This is a genomic window from Pseudomonas sp. BNK-45 (assembly GCF_047456255.1).
In the GTDB taxonomy this organism is placed as follows: Bacteria; Pseudomonadota; Gammaproteobacteria; order Pseudomonadales; family Pseudomonadaceae; genus Aquipseudomonas.
Genome location: NZ_CP179909.1, coordinates 6,536,861 through 6,559,638 on the forward strand (window position 1 = coordinate 6,536,861; position 22,778 = coordinate 6,559,638).

Annotated in this window: 22 protein-coding genes; 7 read left to right on the forward strand and 15 right to left on the reverse strand. The window is 65.4% G+C overall.

Annotated elements, in window-relative coordinates:
- Position 1 precedes the first annotated feature (1 nt).
- The gene (locus ACMGG8_RS29695) at positions 2 to 1,021 is read right to left on the reverse strand and encodes a Leu/Phe/Val dehydrogenase (protein ID WP_060837593.1); all 1,020 of its coding nucleotides are present in this window, start codon (positions 1,019 to 1,021) and stop codon (positions 2 to 4) included.
- 182 nt (positions 1,022 to 1,203) lie between these two features.
- Between ACMGG8_RS29695 and ACMGG8_RS29700 the strand changes: the two genes are divergently transcribed.
- The 3 genes from ACMGG8_RS29700 (at position 1,204) to ACMGG8_RS29710 (ending at position 3,417) form a co-directional block, all read left to right on the forward strand.
- A complete protein-coding gene (locus ACMGG8_RS29700) occupies positions 1,204 to 2,007 on the forward strand; it encodes a SirB1 family protein (RefSeq protein ID WP_414158894.1) in 804 nt (267 codons plus the stop codon).
- Between the two features lie 73 nt (positions 2,008 to 2,080).
- Positions 2,081 to 2,893, forward strand: coding sequence for a class I SAM-dependent methyltransferase (locus ACMGG8_RS29705; RefSeq protein WP_015634199.1), 813 nt, complete (start codon positions 2,081 to 2,083; stop codon positions 2,891 to 2,893).
- Positions 2,894 to 2,949: 56 nt separating this feature from the next.
- Complete coding sequence (locus ACMGG8_RS29710) at positions 2,950 to 3,417, forward strand: GNAT family N-acetyltransferase (protein ID WP_414158895.1); 468 nt, start codon at positions 2,950 to 2,952, stop codon at positions 3,415 to 3,417.
- A 13-nt stretch (positions 3,418 to 3,430) separates the two neighbouring features.
- Here the strand turns inward: ACMGG8_RS29710 and ACMGG8_RS29715 are convergent, their stop codons facing one another.
- The 4 genes from ACMGG8_RS29715 to hmgA form a co-directional block, all read right to left on the reverse strand.
- Complete coding sequence (locus ACMGG8_RS29715) at positions 3,431 to 4,801, reverse strand: MFS transporter (protein ID WP_414158896.1); 1,371 nt, start codon at positions 4,799 to 4,801, stop codon at positions 3,431 to 3,433.
- Positions 4,802 to 4,940: 139 nt separating this feature from the next.
- Complete coding sequence (maiA, locus tag ACMGG8_RS29720; protein WP_060837589.1) at positions 4,941 to 5,579, reverse strand: maleylacetoacetate isomerase; 639 nt, start codon at positions 5,577 to 5,579, stop codon at positions 4,941 to 4,943.
- Between the two features lie 11 nt (positions 5,580 to 5,590).
- On the reverse strand, positions 5,591 to 6,895 hold the full coding sequence (fahA, locus tag ACMGG8_RS29725) for a fumarylacetoacetase (RefSeq protein ID WP_060837588.1): 1,305 nt from the start codon (positions 6,893 to 6,895) through the stop codon (positions 5,591 to 5,593).
- 3 nt (positions 6,896 to 6,898) lie between these two features.
- Positions 6,899 to 8,203 (reverse strand): homogentisate 1,2-dioxygenase, encoded by a 1,305-nt coding sequence (gene hmgA / locus ACMGG8_RS29730; protein ID WP_060837587.1) that lies wholly within the window; start codon positions 8,201 to 8,203, stop codon positions 6,899 to 6,901.
- A 167-nt stretch (positions 8,204 to 8,370) separates the two neighbouring features.
- On the opposite strand from hmgA, the gene ACMGG8_RS29735 reads away from it, so the two are divergent.
- On the forward strand, positions 8,371 to 9,171 hold the full coding sequence (locus ACMGG8_RS29735; protein ID WP_060837586.1) for an IclR family transcriptional regulator: 801 nt from the start codon (positions 8,371 to 8,373) through the stop codon (positions 9,169 to 9,171).
- 11 nt (positions 9,172 to 9,182) lie between these two features.
- On the opposite strand, the gene ACMGG8_RS29740 is transcribed toward ACMGG8_RS29735, so the two are convergent.
- From ACMGG8_RS29740 to ACMGG8_RS29780, 9 genes are all read right to left on the reverse strand, one after another.
- On the reverse strand, positions 9,183 to 11,717 hold the full coding sequence (locus ACMGG8_RS29740) for a LuxR C-terminal-related transcriptional regulator (protein ID WP_414158897.1): 2,535 nt from the start codon (positions 11,715 to 11,717) through the stop codon (positions 9,183 to 9,185).
- A 149-nt stretch (positions 11,718 to 11,866) separates the two neighbouring features.
- The gene (locus tag ACMGG8_RS29745) at positions 11,867 to 13,234 is read right to left on the reverse strand and encodes a DUF1329 domain-containing protein (protein WP_060837584.1); all 1,368 of its coding nucleotides are present in this window, start codon (positions 13,232 to 13,234) and stop codon (positions 11,867 to 11,869) included.
- A 24-nt stretch (positions 13,235 to 13,258) separates the two neighbouring features.
- Complete coding sequence (locus ACMGG8_RS29750) at positions 13,259 to 15,058, reverse strand: DUF1302 domain-containing protein (protein WP_060837583.1); 1,800 nt, start codon at positions 15,056 to 15,058, stop codon at positions 13,259 to 13,261.
- 488 nt (positions 15,059 to 15,546) lie between these two features.
- Positions 15,547 to 15,906: a hypothetical protein gene (locus ACMGG8_RS29755; RefSeq protein ID WP_060837582.1), complete on the reverse strand. Its 360-nt coding sequence runs from the start codon at positions 15,904 to 15,906 to the stop codon at positions 15,547 to 15,549.
- A 162-nt stretch (positions 15,907 to 16,068) separates the two neighbouring features.
- Positions 16,069 to 16,980 carry an SDR family oxidoreductase gene (locus ACMGG8_RS29760; RefSeq protein WP_060837581.1) on the reverse strand — a complete coding sequence of 304 codons (912 nt, stop codon included), beginning with the start codon at positions 16,978 to 16,980 and terminating at the stop codon, positions 16,069 to 16,071.
- A 167-nt stretch (positions 16,981 to 17,147) separates the two neighbouring features.
- Positions 17,148 to 18,050 carry an alpha/beta fold hydrolase gene (locus ACMGG8_RS29765; RefSeq protein WP_060837580.1) on the reverse strand — a complete coding sequence of 301 codons (903 nt, stop codon included), beginning with the start codon at positions 18,048 to 18,050 and terminating at the stop codon, positions 17,148 to 17,150.
- On the reverse strand, positions 18,050 to 18,832 hold the full coding sequence (locus ACMGG8_RS29770; protein WP_414158898.1) for a class II aldolase/adducin family protein: 783 nt from the start codon (positions 18,830 to 18,832) through the stop codon (positions 18,050 to 18,052). Before ACMGG8_RS29770 ends, ACMGG8_RS29765 begins: the two co-directional genes overlap by 1 nt.
- 146 nt (positions 18,833 to 18,978) lie before the next feature.
- On the reverse strand, positions 18,979 to 19,665 hold the full coding sequence (locus ACMGG8_RS29775) for an LrgB family protein (protein ID WP_060837578.1): 687 nt from the start codon (positions 19,663 to 19,665) through the stop codon (positions 18,979 to 18,981).
- Positions 19,655 to 20,041, reverse strand: a complete 387-nt coding sequence (locus ACMGG8_RS29780; protein WP_060837577.1) for a CidA/LrgA family protein — start codon at positions 20,039 to 20,041, stop codon at positions 19,655 to 19,657. The genes ACMGG8_RS29775 and ACMGG8_RS29780 overlap by 11 nt, the downstream gene beginning before the upstream one ends.
- A 97-nt stretch (positions 20,042 to 20,138) precedes the next feature.
- Here ACMGG8_RS29780 and ACMGG8_RS29785 point away from each other — a divergent pair, with 97 nt between their 5' ends.
- Positions 20,139 to 21,035 carry a LysR family transcriptional regulator gene (locus ACMGG8_RS29785; protein WP_414158899.1) on the forward strand — a complete coding sequence of 299 codons (897 nt, stop codon included), beginning with the start codon at positions 20,139 to 20,141 and terminating at the stop codon, positions 21,033 to 21,035.
- Here the strand turns inward: ACMGG8_RS29785 and ACMGG8_RS29790 are convergent.
- Positions 21,016 to 21,471: a flavodoxin gene (locus ACMGG8_RS29790; RefSeq protein ID WP_060837575.1), complete on the reverse strand. Its 456-nt coding sequence runs from the start codon at positions 21,469 to 21,471 to the stop codon at positions 21,016 to 21,018. The two genes, ACMGG8_RS29785 and ACMGG8_RS29790, sit on opposite strands and share 20 nt — an antisense overlap.
- A gap of 155 nt (positions 21,472 to 21,626) precedes the next feature.
- On the opposite strand from ACMGG8_RS29790, the gene ACMGG8_RS29795 reads away from it, so the two are divergent.
- Both ACMGG8_RS29795 and ACMGG8_RS29800 read left to right on the forward strand, forming a co-directional pair.
- Positions 21,627 to 22,085 carry a PAS domain-containing protein gene (locus ACMGG8_RS29795; RefSeq protein ID WP_060837574.1) on the forward strand — a complete coding sequence of 153 codons (459 nt, stop codon included), beginning with the start codon at positions 21,627 to 21,629 and terminating at the stop codon, positions 22,083 to 22,085.
- A 69-nt stretch (positions 22,086 to 22,154) separates the two neighbouring features.
- Entirely contained in the window at positions 22,155 to 22,760 is a 606-nt protein-coding gene (locus ACMGG8_RS29800) for a hypothetical protein (RefSeq protein WP_060837573.1), read from the forward strand.
- Positions 22,761 to 22,778 lie beyond the last annotated feature (18 nt).

Sequence of the window (22,778 nt, forward strand, 5' to 3'; positions counted from 1 at the left end):
CCTAGCGATACAGCACCCGCTCCGCCAGCTCATCGGCCACCCGCGCCGGGGAACGTTTTTCCGCCTGGGCGTGGGCGAAGACTTCGGTCAGCCGTGAACTGATCTTCGAGAGGTGGGCGGTGATGGTCGACAGCTCCTCGCCCCGGTGCTTGAGCGAGACATAAATCAGCCCACCGGCATTGATCACGTAATCCGGCGCATAAAGGATGCCGCGACGTTCAAGCTGGTCGGCCACCTCCAGGTTGGTCAGTTGGTTGTTGGCCGACCCCGCCACCGCCGCGCAGCGCAATTGCGCCACGCTATGACTGTTGAGCACGGCCCCCAGGCCGCACGGCGCAAGGATGTCGCAGGGGGTGCTGAGCAGCGCATCGTTGGCAATCGGATGGGCGCCCAGTTGCTCCATGGCCAGTTGCACCTTGCCGGCATCGATGTCGCTGACCAGCAGTTCGGCCCCGACCGCATGCAGTTGTTCGGCCAGGGCGAAGCCGACGTTGCCCAGGCCCTGGATCGCCACCCGCAGGCCTTCCAGGTTGTCGCTGCCCAGGCGCGCCATGGCCGTGCTGCGGATGCCGGCGAACACCCCCATGGCAGCGTGGGGCGAAGGATCGCCGGCAGCGCTGGTGCTGGTGACATAGCGAGTCTGCTGGGCGATGCAGTCCATGTCGGCCACCGAGGTGCCGCTGTCGATGGCGGTGATGTAGCGGCCGTCCAGTTGCTCGACGCAGCGGCCAAAGGCCTCGAACAGCGCGGCGCGATTTTCCACATGGGCCGGGCGGATGATCACCGCGGTACCGCCACCTTGCGGCAATCCGGCCAGGGCGGCCTTGTAACTCATGCCCCGGGCCAGGCGCGCAGCATCTTCCACAGCACTGGTGGCGTCGGGATAGGCCAGATAACGGCAACCGCCCAGGGCGGGCCCCAGGCGGTTGTTGTGGATGGCGATCACTGCCTTCAACCCGGTGCTGGGGTCGACGCTGAGGTGCAGCGATTCAAGGCGGGTGCTGTGCATGAGAGCAAACATCGACAGGCTCCCGAATCACTTCTGGTAGTCGCCAGTATAGGCTTGCGCCTGGAATTTGCTGCGCCGCGCAGGAATAAGCCGAGAGTGTTTGCAGGCATTGGGAAATAACCTGCAACCACCTGTGTCAGCACTGGACGAAGCGGCGCCACGAGGCTAAAACGAGGCATCCGTCGGAGGTTGAGATGAACCCGCGCCAAGCCTTTTTCGCCTGCCTGCACCGCTCGCCGCCCGCTCTGCTGGAAGCGGCCCTGTGGATTGCCGCCGAACACGCCCCGCAACTGGTCCCCGAACGCCAGCTGGAAGCCTTCAAGGAGATCCAACAGCAGATCGGCCACAGCCTGCCCCCTCTGCCGGCAAACGAACTGGGCCAGCCGCTGTTGCGCCGGATGAACGACCTGGGCTTCCAGCAGGACGAACACCTGCCCCTGCGGCCCCAGGCAGCGCTGATGGACAAGGTCCTGGAAACGCGTCGCGGACAACCCCTGGCCCTGGCGCTGATCGCCCTGGAGCTGGCGCAACGCTTGCAGATTCCCCTGGTGGGCGTGAACTTCCCCGGGCACTTCCTGCTGCGGGTGCCCGGCGCCGATCATTTGCTCGATCCCTGCGGCGGACGCCGCTTGTACCCCGCCGACTGCCGGGAACTGCTGCAACGCCAATACGGTGCCCACATCAAGCTCAGTGCCGAACACCTGGTCAGCGCCGAGCCCACGCAGATGTTCCAGCGCCTGTCGCGCAACCTGCGCCAGTTGCACCTGTCCTACGACGACCACCTGGGGGCCCTGATCAATGCCGAGCGCGTACTGGAGCTGGGCAATGGCACCGCCGCCGACTACCTGGCCCGGGCCAGCCTCTACCAGCGCCTGGAATGCCCGAATGCCGAGCGCTTCGACCTGGAGCACGCCCTGCTGCTCAGCGACGACCCGATCCAGCGCCTGCGCCTGACCGAACGCCTGGGGCACCTGCCGCCCAACACCATCGTGCACTGAATCCCCCCGCGGTTCCGCGCCTGCCGTGCAACAATGCCCGCCGCCCACCCGCCTGCTGCAAGGATGAAAAAGCATGAACAGCGCCGAACGCTTCCTCCAGGATTTCCACCAGCGCCACCCCGGCACCACGCCACCGGCCTTCGCCGGGCTGAGCCTGGCAGGGCGTGGTTCCTCCTACGACATACTGGCAACCACCCTCAAGGCCCTGCCACCCGAGGCGCGGGTGCTGGACCTGGGTTGCGGCGACGGTTTCCTGCTCGACCTGCTGGCCAGGCACCACCCCACGGCACGGTTGCTCGGGGTCGACATGAGCGCCACCGAATTACAGGCGGCCCATGTGCGCCTGGCGGGCCGGGGCCTGCTGCTGGAGGAGCGGGCGCAAGCCCTTTCCCTCGCCAGCGCCAGCGTCGACGCGGTGCTTTCCCACCTGGCGCTGATGCTCATGAGCGATATCGAGCAGGTGCTGCAGGAGGCTCATCGAGTGCTGGTCCCGGGCGGCCAACTGTCAGCGGTGGTCGGCCGGGAATTTCTCCTCGGGGAACTGGGCCAGCACTACCTGCAGGTGTTCCGCGCCGCCGCCCGACGCGACCACCTGGCGCACCTGCCCCTGGTGGACCCACGGGCGCAGTCGGAGGATGGCTGGCGGCAACTGCTGGGCCGGCACTTCACCGCGCTGCACTTCGAAGACCTGGACCTGCCCTGGACGCCAACCTTCGAGGAACTCTGGGTTGCCCTCGGCGACACCTACGACCTGGATCGCCTGAGCCCTGCCAACCGCGCCAGGATGAAGCAGGAGCTGCACGACGCCACCCGGCACTTGCAATGCGCAGACGGCACCCTGCCCACCGGCTGGGGGCTGTTGCTGATACAGGCCAGGGCCGCATGACAGCAGCGCCCGGGCTCTGGCAGGATGGGCGGCTAACTCCAGGGAACGGACACAGCATGCTCATCAGAAAAGCCCACGGCGCCGACGCACAACGGGTCTTCGACATTCGCAACCTGGCCATCAACCAGCAGTGCGCCGGCCATTACCCCGAAGCGGACCTCCAGGTCTGGACGGCTGGCGAACTGAGCGACTACTTCATCGAAGTGGTGGAAAACACCGGCCATGTCGCGGTCATCGACAATCAGGTGACCGCCAGCGGCATGCTCGACCTGGAGACCGGGCAGGTCGACGCGGTGTTCGTCGACCCGGCCTACATGGGACGCGGCATCGGCCGCAAGATGATGGAGTACCTCGAAGAACGGGCGCTGGAGGCCGAGTTGCCCCACCTGATCCTGGATTCGACCCTGAACGCCGCCGACTTCTATCGCCGCTGCGGCTTTGTCGGCGAGCGCATTGCCCAGTACCAGTCGCCCCGGGGCCTGACCCTGGCCTGCGTGCCGATGATCAAGCACCTGGCACGCTGAACCACCCTGCCCCTCAGGACTTGAGCGGGGCCTGCCGTTGCACGGCCGGCCCCGCCTCACCCGAGGCCGACGCCAGAGGCGAACGCACCTGGATGATCAACAACGCCGCAAGCAGGGCCGGAATCGCGCAGAAGAAGAAAATCTGCTGCACCGGAATATGCATCGCCAGCAGCATGCTGCCGAACAGCGGACCGAGGATCGAACCGAAACGCCCCACGCCCAAAGCCCAGCCGGTGCCGGTGGCACGCACCTGGGCCGGGTAGAAGTTGCTGGCGAAGGCATTCAGGGTCAACTGGCCACCGATGATGCAGAAGCCCGCGGCAAACACGAACAGCACCAGGTAGCGCGGGTTGTCGTGGTTCAACCCCAGTAGCACGGTGCACAGTGCGGCGGCGCTGAGCACCGCGGCCAGCAGGCGCACCTTGCGTTTCAGGCGGTCGGCGAACCAGGCCATGCAGATCGCGCCGAGGGTGCCGGCAAAGAGGAACATCGAGGTCACCAGGTTGGCCTGCTGCAGCGCCAGGCCACTCTCCAGCAGCAGCGTCGGCAGCCAGCTGATCATGAAATACAGCAGGATCAGGCTGACGAAAAAGGTCGACCAGATCAGCAGGGTCGGCCGCGCATAACCGTGGCGAAACAGTTCCAGCACCGTGAGCTTGCTGTCCGCCTGCGCTTCGTCGCGGCCCAGCTCGGCAGCCGGCGGCTGCCAACCCGGAAGCATCTGTGCGGTGAGCTTGCGCAGCCGCGCATAAGGCGGTGCATCGCGCAGCAGCCGCGGCAGCGATTCGGGCAAGCGCCAGAGCAGGAAAGGAAACAACAGCAGCGGGGTGATGCCACCGGCAAGGAACACCGCCTCCCAACCAAAGCGATCGATAAAGCCGGCGGCCACAAAACCACCGGCAGCACCGCCAAAGGAGAAACCACAGGCCGCCAGGGTGACCATCAGGGTGCGCAGGCGCGGCGGCGAGTATTCCGACATCAGCGCCATGGCGCTGGGCATCGCCCCACCCATGCCGATGCCGCAGATAAAGCGCGCCACCATCAGGCTCTGCAGAGAATGGGCGAACACCATCAGCACCGTCAGGCTGGCGTAGATCAGCACACAGCAAAGCAGGATGCGCCGCACGCCAAAACGGTCCGCCAGGGGCGTCACTGCCAGGGAGCCCAGGGTCAAGCCCAACAGGTTGGCGCTGAACACCGGGCCGAAGGCAGCCTTTTCCAGGCCCCAGTCCTGAGCCAGGGCCGGCACCACATAACCCAGGACCTGGGCATCGTAGCCATCGGTGACCAACAGCAAGGCGAGAAGCAACAGGAGCAACCACTGGTAGCGGGACACCGGGCGGGCGTCGAGCGCCGCGCGAAAGCTGGCAATCTGATTTTGCATCGCAAGGTACCTGTTCGGTTTTTTATGGTGATGGGCAGCGGTGTTGCACAGGTCACCGGTGGTGACCGCTCGGGCCCCCTTGCGGGGCCCGGGTGATGCGGATGCCGCGCGGCCCCGGATGCAGGGGCCGCGCGCAGGCTCAGGCCGGGGTGTCCGGCTGGTTGGCCGGGTGCGCGGCCTGGAACGCCGGGTGTTCGGCCGCCAGGGCCGCGACCCGGAGAATCCGCGGGTAGTTTTCCAGGGACACCTTGAAACGCTCGGCCGCGTACAGCTGGGGAATCAGGAACACATCGGCCAGCCCCGGCTCGGCGCCGAAACAGAACCCCTGATCGCCGATCAGCTGTTCCAAGGCCGCCAGGCCCTGGCTGATCCAGTGGTCGATCCACACCAGCAACTGTTCTTCCTCATGCCCCCACTCGCGCAACAGATTGAGGGTGCTGGAGTTGTGCAGCGGATGGACGTCGCAGCCGATGATTGCCGCCACCGCCCGTTCCCGGGCACGGCTGGCCAGGTCCTCGGACAGCAGCGGCACCTGTGGATAACGTTCCTCCAGGTACTCGATGATCGCCAGGGACTGGATCAGCAGGTCGCCGTCATCGGTGCGCAGCGCCGGTACCCGCCCCTGGGGGTTGATCTCCAGGTATTCCGGCTGGCGGTTGGCGCCGCCCTTGGGCACCAGCAGGTTGACCGGGATGGCCTGGAAATCCAGGCCCTTGAGGGCCAGGGCAATCCGCACCCGATAGGACGCGGTGGAACGGTAGTAGGTATAGAGCTGCATGGGGCTCTCCCTTAACGCGCCGGTTGGACCGTGCCACGGCATTCGCCGAAGCCGATGGAGGCGAAGCCTTCGCGGCGGCAACGCCCGCGCAGGATGATTTCATCGCCGTCTTCGAGGAACTTGCGCACCTCGCCGGAGGCCAGCTCGATGGGTTTCTTGCCGCCCTCGGTGATCTCCAGCAGGCTGCCGAACTGGCCGCTCTGCGGACCGGACAAGGTGCCCGAACCAAACAGGTCGCCCGCCTGCAACTGGCAACCGTTGACGCTGTGGTGCGCGACCATCTGCGCCACGGTCCAGTACATGTACTGGGTGTTGCTCAGGGTCAGGCGATGAGCCGGCAGGCCCTGCTCGCGCATGGCCTGGGTGATCAGCAGCACTTCCAGTTCGATGTCGAAGCCGCCAGCGGCCTGGTCGCGCGGGTCCAGCAGGTACGGCAGCGGTTGCGGATCGCCTTCCGGACGCTGCGCCTGGGCCTGGCGAAACGGCTCCAGGGCTTCGGCAGTCACCACCCAGGGCGAAATGCTGGTGATGAAGCTCTTCGACAGGAACGGGCCCAGCGGCTGGTATTCCCAGGCCTGGATATCCCGCGCCGACCAGTCGTTGAGCAGGCAGAAGCCGGCGATGTGCTCGGCGGCGTCGCCAATCGCGATCGGCTCGCCCATCTCGTTGCCCTGGCCGATCCAGATCCCCAGCTCCAGCTCGTAGTCCAGCCGCGCGCAGGGGCCGAAGGTCGGCTCGCTCTGCCCGGCCGGCAGGGTCTGGCCCTTGGGCCGGCGCACGTCGGCACCGGAAACCCGGATGGTCGAGGCCCGGCCGTGATAACCGATGGGCACGTACTTGTAGTTGGGCAGCAGGGGGTTGTCGGGGCGGAACAGCTTGCCGACGTTCTGCGCGTGCTCGATGCCCACATAGAAGTCGGTGTAGTCATTGATCTTGGCCGGCAAGTGCATCTGGCAATCGGCCGCCAGGGGCAGCAGTTTCGCGCCCAGGGCCTCGATCTTGCCGCGCAGGCTGCTGCCTTCGCCCAGCAACTCCAGCAGGCGCTCACGCAGGGCGACCCGGGCCGGGCGGCCGAGCTCGAAGAACGCGTTCAACTGACCACCACGGGCGGCTTGCACCGCGGCCTTGGCCTGGCCTTCGAACAGGCCGGCGTCCAGCGCCGCTTCCAGGTCGAAAATCTGTTCGCCGATGGCGACCCCGCTGCGGGGCGCCGAACCCTGGGTGCTGAAGACGCCCAGGGGCAGGTTCTGCAACGGGAAGTCGGGGTGACCGTTGGCGGACTCGACCCAGCTACGGGTGATGGTGGGCAAGGTCATGGGTTATCTCCGATTCGGGTTGAAGGTGACGGGCAGCGAGGCCCAGCAAGCATCGTAGTCGTTCTGCAGCTCCGGGCATTCCAGGGCGAACTGGCTCGGGCGCAGCACCTGGCTGGTTTCGAACATGAAGGCCATGGTGTTGTCGATCTTGGCCGGCTGCAGCTCGACGTTGATCGCCTTGGTGCAGGTTTCGCCGTCCGGGCCGTGGGCGCTCATGCAGCTGTGCAGCGACGCCCCGCCGGGCAGGAAGCCTTCGGCCTTGGCATCGTAGGCGCCCTGGATCAGGCCCATGAACTCGTTCATCAGGTTGCGGTGGAACCACGGTGGACGGAAGGTGTTCTCGGCCACCATCCAGCGTGGCGGGAAGATCACGAAATCCAGGTTGGCCAGGCCCGGCACGCTGGTGGGCGAGGTCAAGACGGTGAAGATCGACGGGTCCGGGTGGTCGAAGCTGACCGTGCCGATGGTGTTGAAACGGCGCAGGTCGTATTTGTACGGCACGTTGTTGCCGTGCCAGGCGACGACGTTCAGCGGCGAGTGGTCGAGCTCGCAGCCCCAGAGTTCGCCGAGGTACTTCTGGATGAGCGTGGTGGGCTGGCGCAGGTCTTCGTAATGGGCCACCGGCGCCAGGAAGTCGCGAGGGTTGGCCAGGCCGTTGCTGCCAATGGGCCCGAGGTCCGGCAGGCGCAATGGCGCACCGTGGTTCTCGGCGACATAGCCACGGGCTTGCGGGTCCAGCAGCTCGACGCGGAATTTCAGGCCGCGGGGCAGCACGGCAATCTCCAGCGGCTCCAGCTGCAGCACGCCCAACTCGGTGACGATGCGCAGGCGGCCCAGTTCCGGCACCAGCAGCAACTCGCCATCGGCGTTGAAGAACACCCGCTCCATCGAGCGGTTGGCGCGGTAGTGATAGACGCTGATACCGGCCGGATGCTGCGCCGCCGAGTTGGCCACCATGGCCACCAGGCCGTCGATGAAGTCGGTGGGCTCGCCAGGTATCTGCAAGGGGCTCCAGCGCAGGCGGTTGGGGGTGACTTCACCCAACGGGCCGCCTGCCAGTTGCCGCGCCAGCTTGGCGAAAGCCGGGTGCTTGGCCGAAGGCTGGATGCGGTACATCCAGGTGCGCCGGGCTTCGCTGCGAGTCATGGTGAAGGCGGTGCCGGAAAACAGTTCGGCGTACAGGCCGTAAGGGGCTTTTTGCGGGGAGTTCTGGCCGACGGGCAGTGCGCCCGGCAGGGCTTCGCTGGCGAATTCATTGCCGAAGCCCGATTGGTAGCTGAGGGCCGACGCCGAAGAATCGAGGTTCATGGAGCCTCCTGGAAGTTGGAATAGGCAGGGGCCCACTACTCCTTCACAAGAGTTATCGGCACGCCTGGGTTATTTTTATCGTAATCCAATTACGCATAACGTAATTTGATTGCCTATGAGCGTCAAGCTATAAAGACCGCCACTTGTCACGGGACCCCGACACCTCCATGGAAAAGCCGCGCAGCACCAGCGACAGCACCGGTAAACAGAAAGTCCGCTCGGCCGAAGTCGGCACCGACATCCTCAAGGCCCTGGCCGAACTGTCACCGGCCACTTCTCTTTCGCGTCTGGCCGAACATGTGCAGATGCCGGCGAGCAAGGTGCACCGTTATCTGCAGGCGTTGATCGCCAGCGGTTTTGCCGAGCAGAACACCGCCACCAATCATTACGGCCTGGGTCGCGAAGCCCTGCGGGTCGGCCTCGCGGCCCTGGGCAGCATGGATGTGCTGAAGGTCGGTGCCCTGCCCCTGGCAGAACTGCGGGATGAGTTGAACGAAACCTGCTTCCTCGCGGTGTGGGGCAACCAGGGCGCGACCGTGGTGCACATCGAACCGGCGGTACGGGCGGTGACCGTGGTCACTCAACTGGGTTCGGTGCTGCCGCTGCTCAGTTCATCCACCGGCCTGGTGTTCAACGCCTACCTGCCACAACGGGAAACCCTCGACCTGCGTCAGCAGGAACTGGCCGGCAGCGAGCCCCATGCACTGGCCGATCCCCAGGTTCACGATGCACTGGCGCAGCAGATTCGCCAGCGCGGCCTGCACCATGTCCACGGCCTGCTGATGCCCGGGGTCGATGCGCTGTCGGCCCCGGTGTTCGATGCCACCGGCAAGATCGCCGCCGTGCTGACCGTGGTGGGACCGACTTCGCTGTTTCACGCCGATGAACATGGGCCGGCGGCCCAGCGCCTGCTGGCGGCCAGCGCCGCCGTGAGCTGGCGCATGGGTTATCAGCCGCAGCCCGAGTAACCGCCCCCCCCTCAGCTCATCAGCCCCAGGGCCTGGGCCTTGGCCACGGCCTGGGTGCGCCGCTCCACCCCCAGCTTGCTGTGGATCCTGCGGCCGTGGGTCTTCACCGTGTGCAGAGAGATGAACAACTGCTCGGCAATCTGCTGGTTGGAGCAGCCCTGGGCGATCAATTGCAGCACCTGCAGCTCCCGCAGGCTGAGCAGGCTCTCGTGATGCTCTGGCGGCGCCTGGGCCGCCATGGCTGGCGGGCTGTCGGCTGGCGCCAGCAAGCCGGGTTGCCGCAGGCGCAACTCGTGCAGGGCGTGGGGCAGATTGCAGCGCGCCGCCAGTTCCTGTCCGGCCTGCAGGGCCTGGGCCGCCAGAGCCTGATCGTCGAGCCTGAAGGCCACCTCGGCCAGCACCAACTGCACCTGGACCTCCAGCCCCAGCATGCCGTGGCGCCGGGCCCGGGCCAGCAGCCCCTGCAAGCTGGCCACCGGTGCCTGGGCCCGCCCCAGATGCACCTCGGCCAGCACCAGCAGGCATTCGATACTCGGGATCAGTTCCAGACTGGCCGGCGGCGCCTGCAGTGCCTGGGGCCCGCGATAATGCCGCAGTACCCGGCTCAGGGCTTCGTGAGCCAGATCCGCCCGCCCCTGCTGCAGCCAGAGCTGGCTGCTGACCTGCAACAGCACGCCACGGTAGACGCTGTCCGGGATCTGCCGTTGCTGCATCAGTCGCTCGGCGTCTCGCAGGCGGACGAAGGCCTGGGCGTAGTCGCCCTGGTTGGCCGCCAACTGCGCCTCGCCGAGAAAGCCATACAAGGCGCGCTTGTCATGACTGACCAGACAATCCTCAAGGCCCCGGCGAAAATACCCGGCCGCTTGCTGATCCTGTCCCTGGCGCAAGGCCAGGCGCCCCAGCAGGGGCGTGGCCCGCAGCACTTGCCCGGACAATCGCTCGAGCACCTGCTCCAGCAGGCTTTGCGCCCGATGCGGCGCGCCGCGCTGTTCCAGCAGTTGGGCATGGTCGAGTTCCAGCAGGCCCTCGAACAACTGCGCATCCTGGGCCCGGGCCAGGCACAGGGCTTGCCGATTGAGGGACTGGGCCACATCCAGCTCGCCGCACAGCAACGCTTGCTGGGTCAGGCCGGACAGACACAGCAAGCGGATGGTCCAGGCGCTGTCGTCCAACTCGTTCAGGGCTTCGCGAAAGTGCTGCCGCGCGGCCTCCATGCGCCCGCCCAGATGCAACAGCCAGCCCTGCTGCGCCTGCCAGCGGGCCAGCAGCTGGCGCTGGTCGGCGGCCGACGCCTGCGGCGTGAAACGGGCCATCTGGGCCATGCACTGCCCGGCCTGCTCGAAGCGTCCGGCAAACAGCATGGCCGCCACCAGCAGCCCCAGTAACTGCGGACTGCCCAGCAACAGCTCGGCGCCCTGGCGTTCGTGCAGTTGCAACAGCAGCAAGCCATTGTGGCGCTGGAACAGGAACTCGACGTTGAAGTGCTCCAGCAGGCTGACCGCCACTTCATACTCCTGGGCCAGCAGCGCCTGCTCAAAGGCCGACTGCCAATCCTCCTGGGCGGTAAACCACTGGCAGGCCCGACGATGCCAGGAGCGTCCCGCGGGCCAGGCCTCATCGCGCATCAGCCGGGCCAGGGGCGCAAACACCTGCAGCCAGTCGGCACCGCCTTCCCAGGGTTCGATAAAGCAGCCCAGGTCCTGCAGGGTCCGCAGGTACCGGGCCCCTTCTCCGGCGCCGAACAGGTGCTCGCACAGCTCGGCATTGAACCGCGGCATATGGGCCAGCACTTGCCAGACTTCCGCCAGTTCCGCCGACAGCACGCTGAACAGCTCGTGCTCCAGGTATTCGAGCAAGGTGTTGGGACGCCCGGGCTTGCAGGGTTGGCTGACCCACTCGCTGCCGTCGAGCAAGGCGATACGCACCCCCGCGCACCAGCCGCCGCTGCGTTGCAGGACGCGGCTGGCGGTCTGGGCGCACAACGGCTGCGGCAGGCGCTGCAACAAGCGCTCGATATCGTCCTGGCTGAACGCCAGGGCGCTGCCGTCCAGTTCATGCAGCTGGTCATCCAGCAACAGTCGTGGCCAGTTGCATTGAGGCCGGCGGCGACTGCCGATCCACCAGGTGAGCGCGGGGTTGTCGACGCTCAGCAAGCGGTCCAGCAGCAGGTCCAGATCGGCCGCCGGCAGCCGGCAATAGTCATCGAGACACAGCCAGGCCGGGCCCGGCAGCTGGGCCAGATGAGCCAGCAGCGCAGCCGGTTCGGCAGCGGCCAGGCCCAACGCCTGGGCCAGGGCGCGACACAGGTCCTCGGGCGTCTGCCGGGTGCCGCCCAGGGGCAACCAGATGACCCGGCAGCCCTCGGGGGCCTGCTGCAGGCATTCGCTGAGCAGTGCGGTCTTGCCGCTGCCGGCAGGGGCGCACAACAATTTGACCCGCGCGCTGGAGAGCAGCAGGGGCTCACTCAAGTGGCGGCGTGGTGAATGATGGGAAGACAAACGGGGCATGAACCCGGGACGCTCTGGACAACGAGTCATGGCAGTCATTGCGGCGAGCCTTTTTATAGTTTTTGCCAGCGTGCCCCCACCCTAGCCCCGACCTCCCGGCCTGTTGAAGAAGTATTCAGCGGGCTGATCCCCTGCCATAAAAAAGGCGACCGGGCGGTCGCCTTTCGAGCACCTGCGTCACCTGCGGCCTAGCGCACCCCGCTGGCGCGCAAGGCGGCCGGGGTGTAGTCGGCCGCCTTGGCGGCAAAGCCGAATTCCAGGCTGTGCTTTTCCTCGTTCTTCATGCCCAGGGCCAGGTAGCGACCGGCGTTGAGGTCATACAGGGCTTCCAGGGTGTAGGCCGGGACCTGATGGTCGTAGTAGTACTGCGCGTGACCTTCGGCGACCCGCCACAGCTGGCCACGGCCGTCGTAGTGATCCACCAGGGCCACCTGCCAGCTGTCCTCGTCGATGTACATGTGCCGGGTGGCGTAGATGTGCCGCTGGTTCGGCTTGACCGTGCCCACCACCTCCCAGACCCGGTGCAGCTCGTAGCGGGTCAGGTCCTGGTTGATGTGTCCGGCCTTGATGATGTCGTCGTACTTGAGGCTCGGCGAGTCCAGCTTGTAGCTGTTGTAGGGGATGTACATCTCCTTCTTGCCCACCAGCTTCCAGTCGTAGCGGTCGGGAGCGCCGGAGAACATGTCGAAGTTGTCCGAGGTGCGCAGGCCGTCGGCGGCAGTGCCCGGACCGTCGTAGGCCACTTGCGGGGCGCGGCGCACCCGACGCTGCCCGGCGTTGTAGATCCACGCCGAGCGGGGCTCCTTGACCTGGTCCAGGGTTTCATGGACCAGCAGCACGTTGCCCGCCAGCCGCGCCGGGGCGGTCACCGACTGCTTGAAGAAGTTCTGCACGTTGGCGCCCTTGGCCGGGTCCAGGTCGGGAATCAGTTGCGGCGCCGCCACTTCCTCCTCAAAGCGGATCGAGGTGTAGCTGCCGTTGGTCTGCGGGGTGGCCTGGGTGATGATGCGTTTCTGGTTGCCGCCGTGATAGCGGGTCAGGTGGTTCCACAGCACCTCGATGCCGTTCTTCGGAATCGGGAAGGCGTAGTAGCGGTTGCCGGTGAAGTTGGCCAGACCGTTGCCATCGTTGGTGGTGGTCACGTTCAGCGCGCTGCGCTTGGCCGACTCGTAGATCTCCGGCGGCAGGCCGACGCTGCGATGGGTCGGGTAGACCGGAATCCGGTAGCTGTCCGGGTAGCGCTTGAACATCGCCAACTGACCGTCGGACAGCTTGTCCTTGTACTGGTCCGCCGTGGCCGCGGTGATGATGAACAGCGGCTTTTCATTGGCGAACGGGTCGGCGAGAAAGCCCTTGCTGTCCACCGCCCCGGCGTTCTTCGGGAGGCCGCCGGTCCAGGCCGGGATCGAGCCATCGGCATTGCCGGCCTTTTGCGCCCCCAGGGGCGTCAGGCTGGTGCCCAGCTGGGCGGCTTCTTGCGGGCTCACCGCGGCCATCAGGTTGGCCGCCCACAGGCTCAGTGCCAGGGCGCTGCATTGCAGAATCATGTTGCGCATTCAAGTGCTCCTTCTTGTGCCGGTTCAGAAGTTCACGCCAAAGCTCAAGGCGAGGAAGTCCCGGTCGGTGAGGGTGTTGTAGCGCCCGCCAAAAAAGTCGGTGTAGCTGAGGCTGGCGGTGTAGGTATTGCGGTAGTCGGCATCGACTCCGACGCTCAGGGCCTTGGCGCCCTGGTTGAACAGGCCGTTGGGACCGTAGCCGTTGACGTCATGGGACCAGGACAGGTTGGGCTTGAAGTTGATCCCGGCGATGACGTTGCTGTAGTCGAGGATCGCCCGGGCCCGATAGCCCCAGGAGGTGGCGGTGACGAAACCGCCGGTATCGCCGCCATAGCCGTACTGGCCGTAGGCCGAGTCACGGCCGTAGCGCAGCTTGCTCTTGTCTTCCAGGCCGCCGACGTGTACGACCGCGGCCTCGCCCACCAGGGTCAGGCGGTCGGCCCCCAGCACCTGGTCGAAGAACTGGGTCATGGAGCTCTGGATCTGGGTGATTTCCTTGCGCCGGTAGCCGGTGTTGTCGGCGCCCAGGGCGGTCTTGATCGGCGACGCCGCGCCGCCGGCAATCGGGTTGAGCAGGGCCAGGGTCAGGTCGTTGGTGTTGACCTGCACCGGGGCGTTGGGGCGGTAGCTGATCTCGCCGGTCCAGGCGGTGCCGGTGGGCAGCGTGGTGGAGAAGCTGGCGCCATACAGGCGGATGTCTTCGGGGTATTCCAGGTAGTACTGGCCACGGCCGAGCATCACGCTTTGCACCAGGCTGGCTCCCGCGCCGGGAACCGTGGGCGCGGCCGCAGCTCCTGCGGCACCAATAGCCCCCAGGGTGGCCGGACTGATGTTGGCCGTGGTGGTGCTCACCACCGGGCTGCGCGCATGGTAGTTCATGAAATACAGGCCGTACTCGGTGTCATCGCCGAGCCAGCGCAGAGCGGCGCCCCACTGCCCGGAATCCCGGGCATCGCGGTCGCCGCCACGGGGCAGGATCACCCCTTCACGGGACACCTGAAAGCCCTGGCCGAACGCCGCGGCAACCGGTTGCAGGGGCGCGATCGCCGGGCTGCCGACGGTGTAGCCGGTGGTGCAGCCATCGGCCACCACATCGTTGCCGAAGAAGGTGCCGCAGTTGTCCACCACGGTCTGGTCCCACTCCAGCTGATAGAAACCTTCCACGGTCAACTGGTTGGTCAGGCCCTGGGAGGCGAACAGCATGTTCACCGGCACCAGGCCTTCCTTGATCTCGGCCCCCGGGCGGCGAAAGGCCGAGACGTCCACCGGGTTGATGCTGTTGATGGAGTTGCCGATGAAGGTGCTCTCGCCCCAGCTGACCACCTGCTTGCCGGCGCGCACGGTGCCCGGCAGGTCGGCGATGGAGTAGTTGTGGTAGACGAAGGCGTCGAGGATCTGCCCGCCTGCGGACTTGGCGCCTTCCTTGCGGTTGTGATCGCTGATGGGCTTGAACTCGCGATCCTCGTCCTTGAGCTCGAAGTCGTACCAGTACTTGCCGCGCACGAAGACGCCGGTGTCGCCGTACTTGAGCTCCAGGTCATGCAGGCCCTTGAAGATCTTCGAGAAGGTCTCGCCCTTCTTGAAGTTCAGGCGGCCATCGTCGCCGGTGGAAGACTGCGCGGTCCCGCCGTTGACCGTGCCGACGAACGCCCGGTCGGCATCGCGCATGCCCCAGCTGGCGCCGACCGATAGCGACGAGTCGAACTGCCCTTCGATTTCCCCGATGTTGAACGAAACCGCTTGCACCTGGCTGCAACAGCCCAGTGCCACCGCGGCGGCCAACGCCTGCGGTGTGAAGATGGCGCGCATTGTTGTTTTTGTCATGCGTCTTCCCCGGTGAATGACAGGAGAAGTCACCCTACTGCCGGGGTGCCACGGCCGATAAGCGCACCAAGGAGGTATTCGCGTTGTCGCTCGAAAGGATGAATGCCCTTGCCTCTGGGGCGCTCCAGCGGTCTATCCATGGGCTGGATACGCCCCCATCAGGGGCGTCGATCCGATTGGCGGGCGCTCACTTGGAACTGTTGCTCAGGCTGTAACAGTCCTTGTCCTGAATCGCTATTTTTCCACGGCGGGCCAGGGCTTATTCTTGCCCCGCAGTCACGGCAAACAGCACCACGCCACTGCCACGGGAAGCACCCGGCAACCGGGTTCCCCGAATCAGTTTCCAGGCGGCTTGAAGGGGTTGGGTTCAGGTCGCGACACCGGGTTCACTGACGTTGATTTTGTAGCTCCTTGATCTAACGTCTTACTTTGGCCGCTGCTCTTGCAGCGGCCTTTTTTATGCGCGCAAGACAACCGCCACGTTGAACTTACAACCTGTCGTCATCCCCTTCGTCGTAGTGAAACTTGTGCAACAGACGATGCGCCACCGGAGACAGGATCAAGCCCAGCGTGGCGGCGAACACCAGGTTGGTATAAAGCCCGTAGGTGGCAAAAAACAGTTTGCCGCCAGGGGTTTGCGGCATGTTGATGGGCCCGATGCCGCCGAGGATCATGGCCGCGTCATACAAGGCGTCGTGAAAGGAAATGTCCTGCTCGAAGTACAGCAGGCCGCTGATCCCCAGCAGCACCGAAAAGCTGATCAGGGCCAGGACCACCAGGCCATGAACACATAGACGCCGGATAAACAGCAGTCGCGACAGTACCGGCTGATCCTTTGATTCATACATCTCAAGCGCTCCTTGTGCGTTCGCCAACCGTCGAGCATAGAGACGAACGCCACAGGAGTAAAACCGCCGGGGCCCAGGCTCCGGCGGGTCATTGAACGGCTGTTTTCAAGCCGGGGAAGAGTGCCCGCCGATCAGCGCCGGACAACGCTGGTCCGCGCAGCGTCAGAGGGCGTACTTTTGCAGATTCTGCATCATCTCCTTCAGCGCCTCGATGTTGTCCTTGGGATGGGCCGCCCCTTCGAAATCGCAGATCTGCTGCCAGTGCGCTGCCACATCGTCGGGCGAAAAGCCCTGGCGCGGATCGAAACCGACGCCCAGGCTGCGCTCCCAACGCACCTTGCCGATCCAGCCGCCGCCCACTTCGAACAGGCCGGAGGTTTCCTGGCATTGCTCGCTGCCCAGGTACACCACCAGCGGGCTCACCAGTTCGGGCTTGAGCTGTTCGAACACTTGCGGCGGGATCAGCCCCTCGGTCATCCGCGTGCCACCGGTCGGGGCAATGGCGTTGACCAGGATGTTGTTCTTGCGCCCTTCGATGGCCAGGGTCCGGGTCAGGCCGTACAGGCCGAGCTTGGCCATGCCGTAGTTGGACTGGCCGAAGTTGCCGTAGATGCCCGATGTGGAGGCGGTGAAGATCACCCGCCCGTAGGCCTGGTCCCGCAGGTGCGGCCAGGCGGCACGGGTGACCTTGTATGCCCCTTCGACATGCACCCGGTACACCAGGTCCCAATCGCTGTCGTCCATCTTGTGGAAGGTCTTGTCCCGCAGGATGCCGGCGTTGTTGACCACCACATCGACCCGGCCGAAAACGTCCAGAGCGTTCTGCACGATCTTTTCGCCATCGGTGACCGAGTCGTGGTTGGCCTCGGCAATGCCCCCGGCCTCACGGATCTGTGCCACCACCTTGTCGGCCGCGGAGGCGCTGGCGCCTTCGCCCTGGGCCGAGCCCCCCAGGTCGTTGACCAGCACCTTGGCCCCGTGCCTGGCGAACAGCAAGGCATGGGCCCGGCCCAGGCCGCCGCCGGCTCCGGTGATGATCACTACTTTGTCTTGCAAGCGCACAGATTCACTCATACCGAACTCCAGCAGGGCCAATGGACAATGGGCCGAGTGTCAGGCAGCCGGGCGGCGGTCACAATAAAAACGTCCGGACCTGAATGGTGCGCAATAAGACAGCGGGATAATTGCCCCGAGCGCTCAACAACGGGCTCCGGCAAGGGGCCACGGTGTGGCCCTGGCGCTCAGGAGCCCACGGCCTGACGCGATGGCGACGACAGCCTGTCGCGAAAGCCCAGGTAATGCTTGAGCACCGGCAGCGGCGCCTCGATCTGCGGGTAATGGCCGATGCCCGGCAGCAGCACGGTGTCCGGCTCGGGGATCAGCTGGCGATAGCGCTCCACCATGTGTGCGCCGGAAATCGGGTCCTGGGCGCCGTCGATCACCCGCAGCGGCACTTCGCCGCGTTGCATGGCACTGACCCAACGCTCGCGCTGCAGCCGCCGCTCGGGGATGTAGGCGATCAGCTTGTGCAGGATGCGCGGCCCGTTGTTGCTGTGCACCAGGCTCCAGAAGTCGTCCAGGACCGACTCGCTGGGACGGGTCTGGGGGCCGAAGATCTGCCGGAAGCTGTTCGCCAGGCCGTGGCGGCTGAAGGCCCGCCCAAGCATCCAGCCCAGCGGGCTGAGCAGGAGCTTCTGGGTCAGCACCGGGCGATGGGTTTCCGGAAACAGGCCGCCATTGAGAAACACGCAGCTGGCAATTGCGATGCGCTGTTCATAGTGCCGGGCCAGCAGCTCCTGGGCGACGCTGTCGCCATAGTCATGGGCCAGCAGGTGCAGCGGCTGGCGGACATGCAAATGAGCCAGCAGCGCCTGCTGCAAGTCCGCCTGTTCCAGCAGGCTGTACTCATGCTCCAGGGGCTTGTCCGAGTCGCCGAAGCCGAGCATGTCGCAGGCGATCACCTGATAACGCCGCGCCAGGGGCTGCCACAGGTAATGCCAGTCCCAGCTGGCCGTGGGAAAGCCATGGATCAACAGCAGCGGCTCGCCATGCCCCGCCACCCAGTAGCGAATGCGCCGGCCGCGGAACTCGAAGTCCTTGCCGCGCTTGCGCCAGACACATAGAGGAATCTCGGCAATAGGCATCAGACTTTATAACCCGGGTCGAGTTGATCGAGTTTGCGCAGCAGGGCCGGCCAGGCCAGCACCCCGCCCATGCCCTGGGCACTGCGGGTGACCCCGGCGATCATCGCCTTGGCCCCGCTCAGGATCGCCGGGGAAATGGCGATCAGCTCGGCGCCGCCACTCTGCGCCAGCACCTGAATCTCACAGGCACGCTGGAAGATGAACATCATCAGAAAGGTATCGGCGATGCTGGCGCCGCAGGTCAGCAAGCCATGGTTGTGCAGCAGCAGAAAGTTGTTGTCGCCCAGGTCAGCCTGCAGCCGCACCTTTTCCTCGGGGTTCAGGGCCACTCCTTCATAGGGGTGATGGCCCAGGCTCGACAGGACAAACAGCGACTGCTGGCTGATGGGCAGCACGCCCTGCTTCTGCGCCGACACTGCGACCCCGGCGGCGGTATGGGTGTGCAGCACACAGAGCGCATCGTGGCGCACCGCATGCACCGCGCTGTGAATGGTGTAGCCGGCCGGGTTGATCTCGTAGGGGCTGTCCATCAGCTTGTTGCCGGCCTGATCGACCTTCACCAGGCTGGAAGCGGTGATCTCGTGGAACATCATGCCGAACGGATTGATCAGAAAGTCTTCGGTGCCCGGCACCTTGGCGGAGATGTGGGTGAAGATCAGGTCGTCCCAGCCATGCATCGCCACCAGGCGATAACAGGCGGCCAGGTCCAGGCGGGTTTGCCACTCGATGGCACTGACCTGGTTTTTCACACTCGCTGTCGATTGAACGGGGGCTGAGCTCACGGCAAGGACCTCGGTGACAGTTCTTATTGGAGGAAGAGGACCCTCAGAGTCTAGACAGCCCGCAGCGCTGGCGGAGTTGCATTGCCAGCCAGCTTGATGACCGAGCGGGTCAGCCGGAAAAAAGGCTCTGGCCCGGGGCTTTCACGTCAAAGCACCGACGCCAGCAAAGGGGCGGCGAACAGGTTCAACAGCCCGGTCAGCACCATCACCAGCCCGGCCACGGAGCCCTCTTCGCCGCCGACTTCATGGGCACGGCTGACTCCGGCACCGTGGGCCCCCACCCCAAACAGGGCGCCCCGGGCCAGGGCGCTGCGCAAGGGCAGCCAGCGCAGCAGCACACCGCCAAGCATGGCGCCGAACACCCCGGTGAACATCACGAACACCGCCGTCAGTTCGGGCACGCCGCCCAGGTCATGGGCCAGGGGCATGGCGAACGGCGTGGTAATGGAACGTGGCACCAGGGACAGAGTCACCGAGCTGTCCAGGGCCAACATCTTCGCCAGGCCGAAGGAACTGCCGATGGACGCGGCGCTGCCCGCCAGCATGCCCAGCAACAGGGCCGACCAGTGGCGCATCAGCAGTTGCCGCTGCTGCCAGATGGGAATCGCGAAGGCCACGGTGACCGGCCCCAGCACCAGCATCAGCCAGTGGGTATTGGCAGCGTATTCGGCGTAGGCGGTGTGCAGCGGCACGGCAATCGCCAGCAACAGGGCCGGCACCAGGATCAGCGGCGATAGCAGGTAGCGCCCGGTGCGCCGATAGATCCAGCGGCTGAACAGATAGGCCCCCAGGGTCAGGGCCAGCCAGAACATCGGCATCAGCTCAAGCTTCATGGCGCATTCTCCAGCGGCACACCCATTCCACGGTCAGTGCAGTCACCAGCATCACCAGCAAGGTGCTGATGCCGATCACCAGGAGGATCCGCCAGCCGTCCTCGCGCAGCAGGCTGCCGTAATCCAGCAGGCTCATCAGCGCCGGAATGAAAAACAGCAGCATTTCCGCCATCAGCAGGCCGGCCCCCAGTTGCAGCGCCGCCGGCTTGACCCAGCCCAGGGCGAAGGCCAGCAGCAACAGCCCCAGGCCGATGACTCCGCCGGGAATTGGCCAGGGCAGCCAGGTGGCCAGTTGGCAACCGAGAAAATAGATGGCCAGCAGCACCGCCAGCTCGTAAATCAGGCGGCTCAGGCGTTTACAGGTGGAAATGTTCATGGGGTCAGGTCCTCTCAGGGGGCTATTTTATGAAAAGCCCCCGCATCACCGAAGCGAATTGTTAGACTCGAAACCATTCCAATCTGGAATCACCACCATGGATTTCAAACAACTGCGCAGCTTCGTCGAAGTGATGCGCCAGGGCGGGTTCACCCAGGCCGCCAAGACCCTGCACATCAGCCAGTCGGCCGTCAGCAAACAGATCGCTCAGCTGGAACAGAGCCTGGGCACGCCCCTGCTGGAGCGCCAGGGCTCGCACATTCACCTCACCGCCGCCGGCCAGGTGGTGCTGCAACGGGCCGAGGGCATGCTGCGCCTGCGCCACGAGCTGCTCAGCGAGCTGGACGACCTGAGCCAGCTGGCCCGGGGCGAACTGCGCCTGGGCCTGCCGTTGCTGGGCAGCGACGCGCTGTTCGCCAGCCGCTTTGCCGAATACCGCCGGCGCTATCCGAACATTCAGGTGTCACTGCTCGAAGGCGGCAGCCTGAATGTCGAGCAGGCGGTGCGCAATGGCGAGCTGGACCTGGGCGGCAGCCTGACCCCCAAGGACCCGGCGTTTGCCTACCAGCCCTTTTGCGATGAGCCGCTGGATGCCTTGCTGCCCGCCGATCATCCCCTGGCGATGAACGCCCAGGTGCGCCTGGAAGAACTGGCGGATACCCCCTTCCTCCTCTATCAGCGCAGCTTTGTGCTCAACGACCGGTTGCTCCAGGCCTGCCAGCAGGTGGGCTTCACCCCCAAGGAGGGCGGGCGCAGTGGTCAGGCGGATTTTCTCGCGGCGCTGGTGGCCGCCGGCCAGGGCGTGGTGTTGCTGCCCAGTGTGGTGGCCCGCGGCCTGGTGCGGCCGGGGGTGGTGCGCCTGACACTCAAGGCGCCGGACTACCTGCGTTGGGATATCGCCTTCATCTGGCGCCAAGGCGCTTATCTGTCCAAGGCAGCGCAAGCCTGGCTCGCGCTGCTGCGGGAACAGCCGGTCAGCCCCGCAGGGCGCTGATCAGCTCGGCCAGCCAGGGCTCGGCGTCGGTTTCCGGGGTCACGCTCTCGCTGGCGTCCAGGCGCAGCATCGGCAGCACTTCGCGCACGCCCAGTTCGGCGAACAATTCGCGCATCTGCTCACCGCCACCGCAAAAGGTATCGCCATAGCTGGAATCGCCGAGGCCGATCACCGCCCCCGGCAGCCCGCGACAGGCGGCGGGCAACTGATCGCGAAGGCTCGAATACAGCGGCAGCAGGTTGTCCGGCAGTTCCCCCATGCCGGTGGTCGAGGTCACCGCCAGCAACGCCTGCGGCGCGAAGGCCTGGAGCTCGGCCAGACTGGCCCGTGGGTTGTGCCAGGCCTCCAGGCCCGCAGCGTTGAGGAGCTTGGCGGCGTGCCGGGCGACTTCTTCAGCCGTGCCGTAGACCGAGCCGGAAAGGATGGCGACTTTCATCAATCTGTTCCTGAAGCTGACTAAAAGACTGGGATATTACCAGCTACGGAGTAAAATCCCCTTCCTGGCATCCCGCGCCTCTGGAGAGCCCCAGTGGACAGCGTGCCAGCATGTCTTAGAATCCAGCACCAACTGATCGATAGCGGAACTTCGGGATGATCAACGCGCATCTTCTGCAACGGATGATCGACGCCTCCAACGACGGGATTGTGGTCGCGGAACAGGAAGGCGAAGACAACATCGTGATTTACGTGAACCCGGCCTTCGAGCGATTGACGGGCTACAGCGCCGATGAGGTGCTGTATCAGGACTGTCGTTTCCTGCAGTCCGGAGACCGTGACCAGCCGGGACTGGAGCGGATTCGCCAGGCCCTGGGCAAGGGCCAGCCGTGCCGCGAGGTGCTGCGCAACTACCGCAAGGACGGCAGCCACTTCTGGAACGAGCTGTCGATCACTCCGGTGTTCAACGACAGCGACCAGCTGACCTATTTCATCGGTGTGCAGAAGGATGTCAGCGCACAGATCAAGGCTCAGCAACGGCTGCTCCAGCTGGAACAACAGTTGGCCGCGGCACAGGCCGAACTGGCCGCGTTCAAGGCGACCGACGGACACTAATAAAATCCATCTTTCGTGGTCTGTAGGGATATTCCCCGCCGATCTGTACTCCACCCTTCGAGCAACATCATGCAGCGTGACGCCCTTCTCACTCAGGATGAACTGGATTTCATCCGGACCATGCAGCACAACCCACAGCTCAATGTGCGCGACAGCACATCCAGCCTGCTGGTCAATGGCGGCTCGCAGATCCGTGACTTGCTGACCCGCCTGGCCGCCAACGAAAAGGTCACCATCCAGGCGCACTTCGACAATCAGCAGATGACCTTTCCCCTGCAATTGGTGGAAGACGAGTTCCATGCCCTGCATCTACGCCTGGGTGTGCCGAGCATCTTCGAGGACGGCCCGATGGTCCGGCCCTGGCGCCTGGCGCTGGAAGAACCGGTGGCCCTGGAAAACGCCAAGGGCCAGCCGGGACGCCTGTGGGTGCGGGAAGTGTCGTTCAAGGGCGTGTTGCTGGAGATCCGCAACCGGACCCGGCCGCCCAAGCAGTTCGCCCAGTGGTTCAGCCCCTCGGGGTATGAGCGGATTGCCCTGCATGGGCGCTTCGAGCGCCAGACCGAAGCCGGTTTCTATGCCTATCGCCTGGATCAGCGCGATGTGGAAGAAACCGAGCGCCTGCGCCAGTTCATCCTCCAGCAGCATCGCCACAGCCATCCGGCCCTGCACGCCTGAGGCGGGCGGGCCAACGGC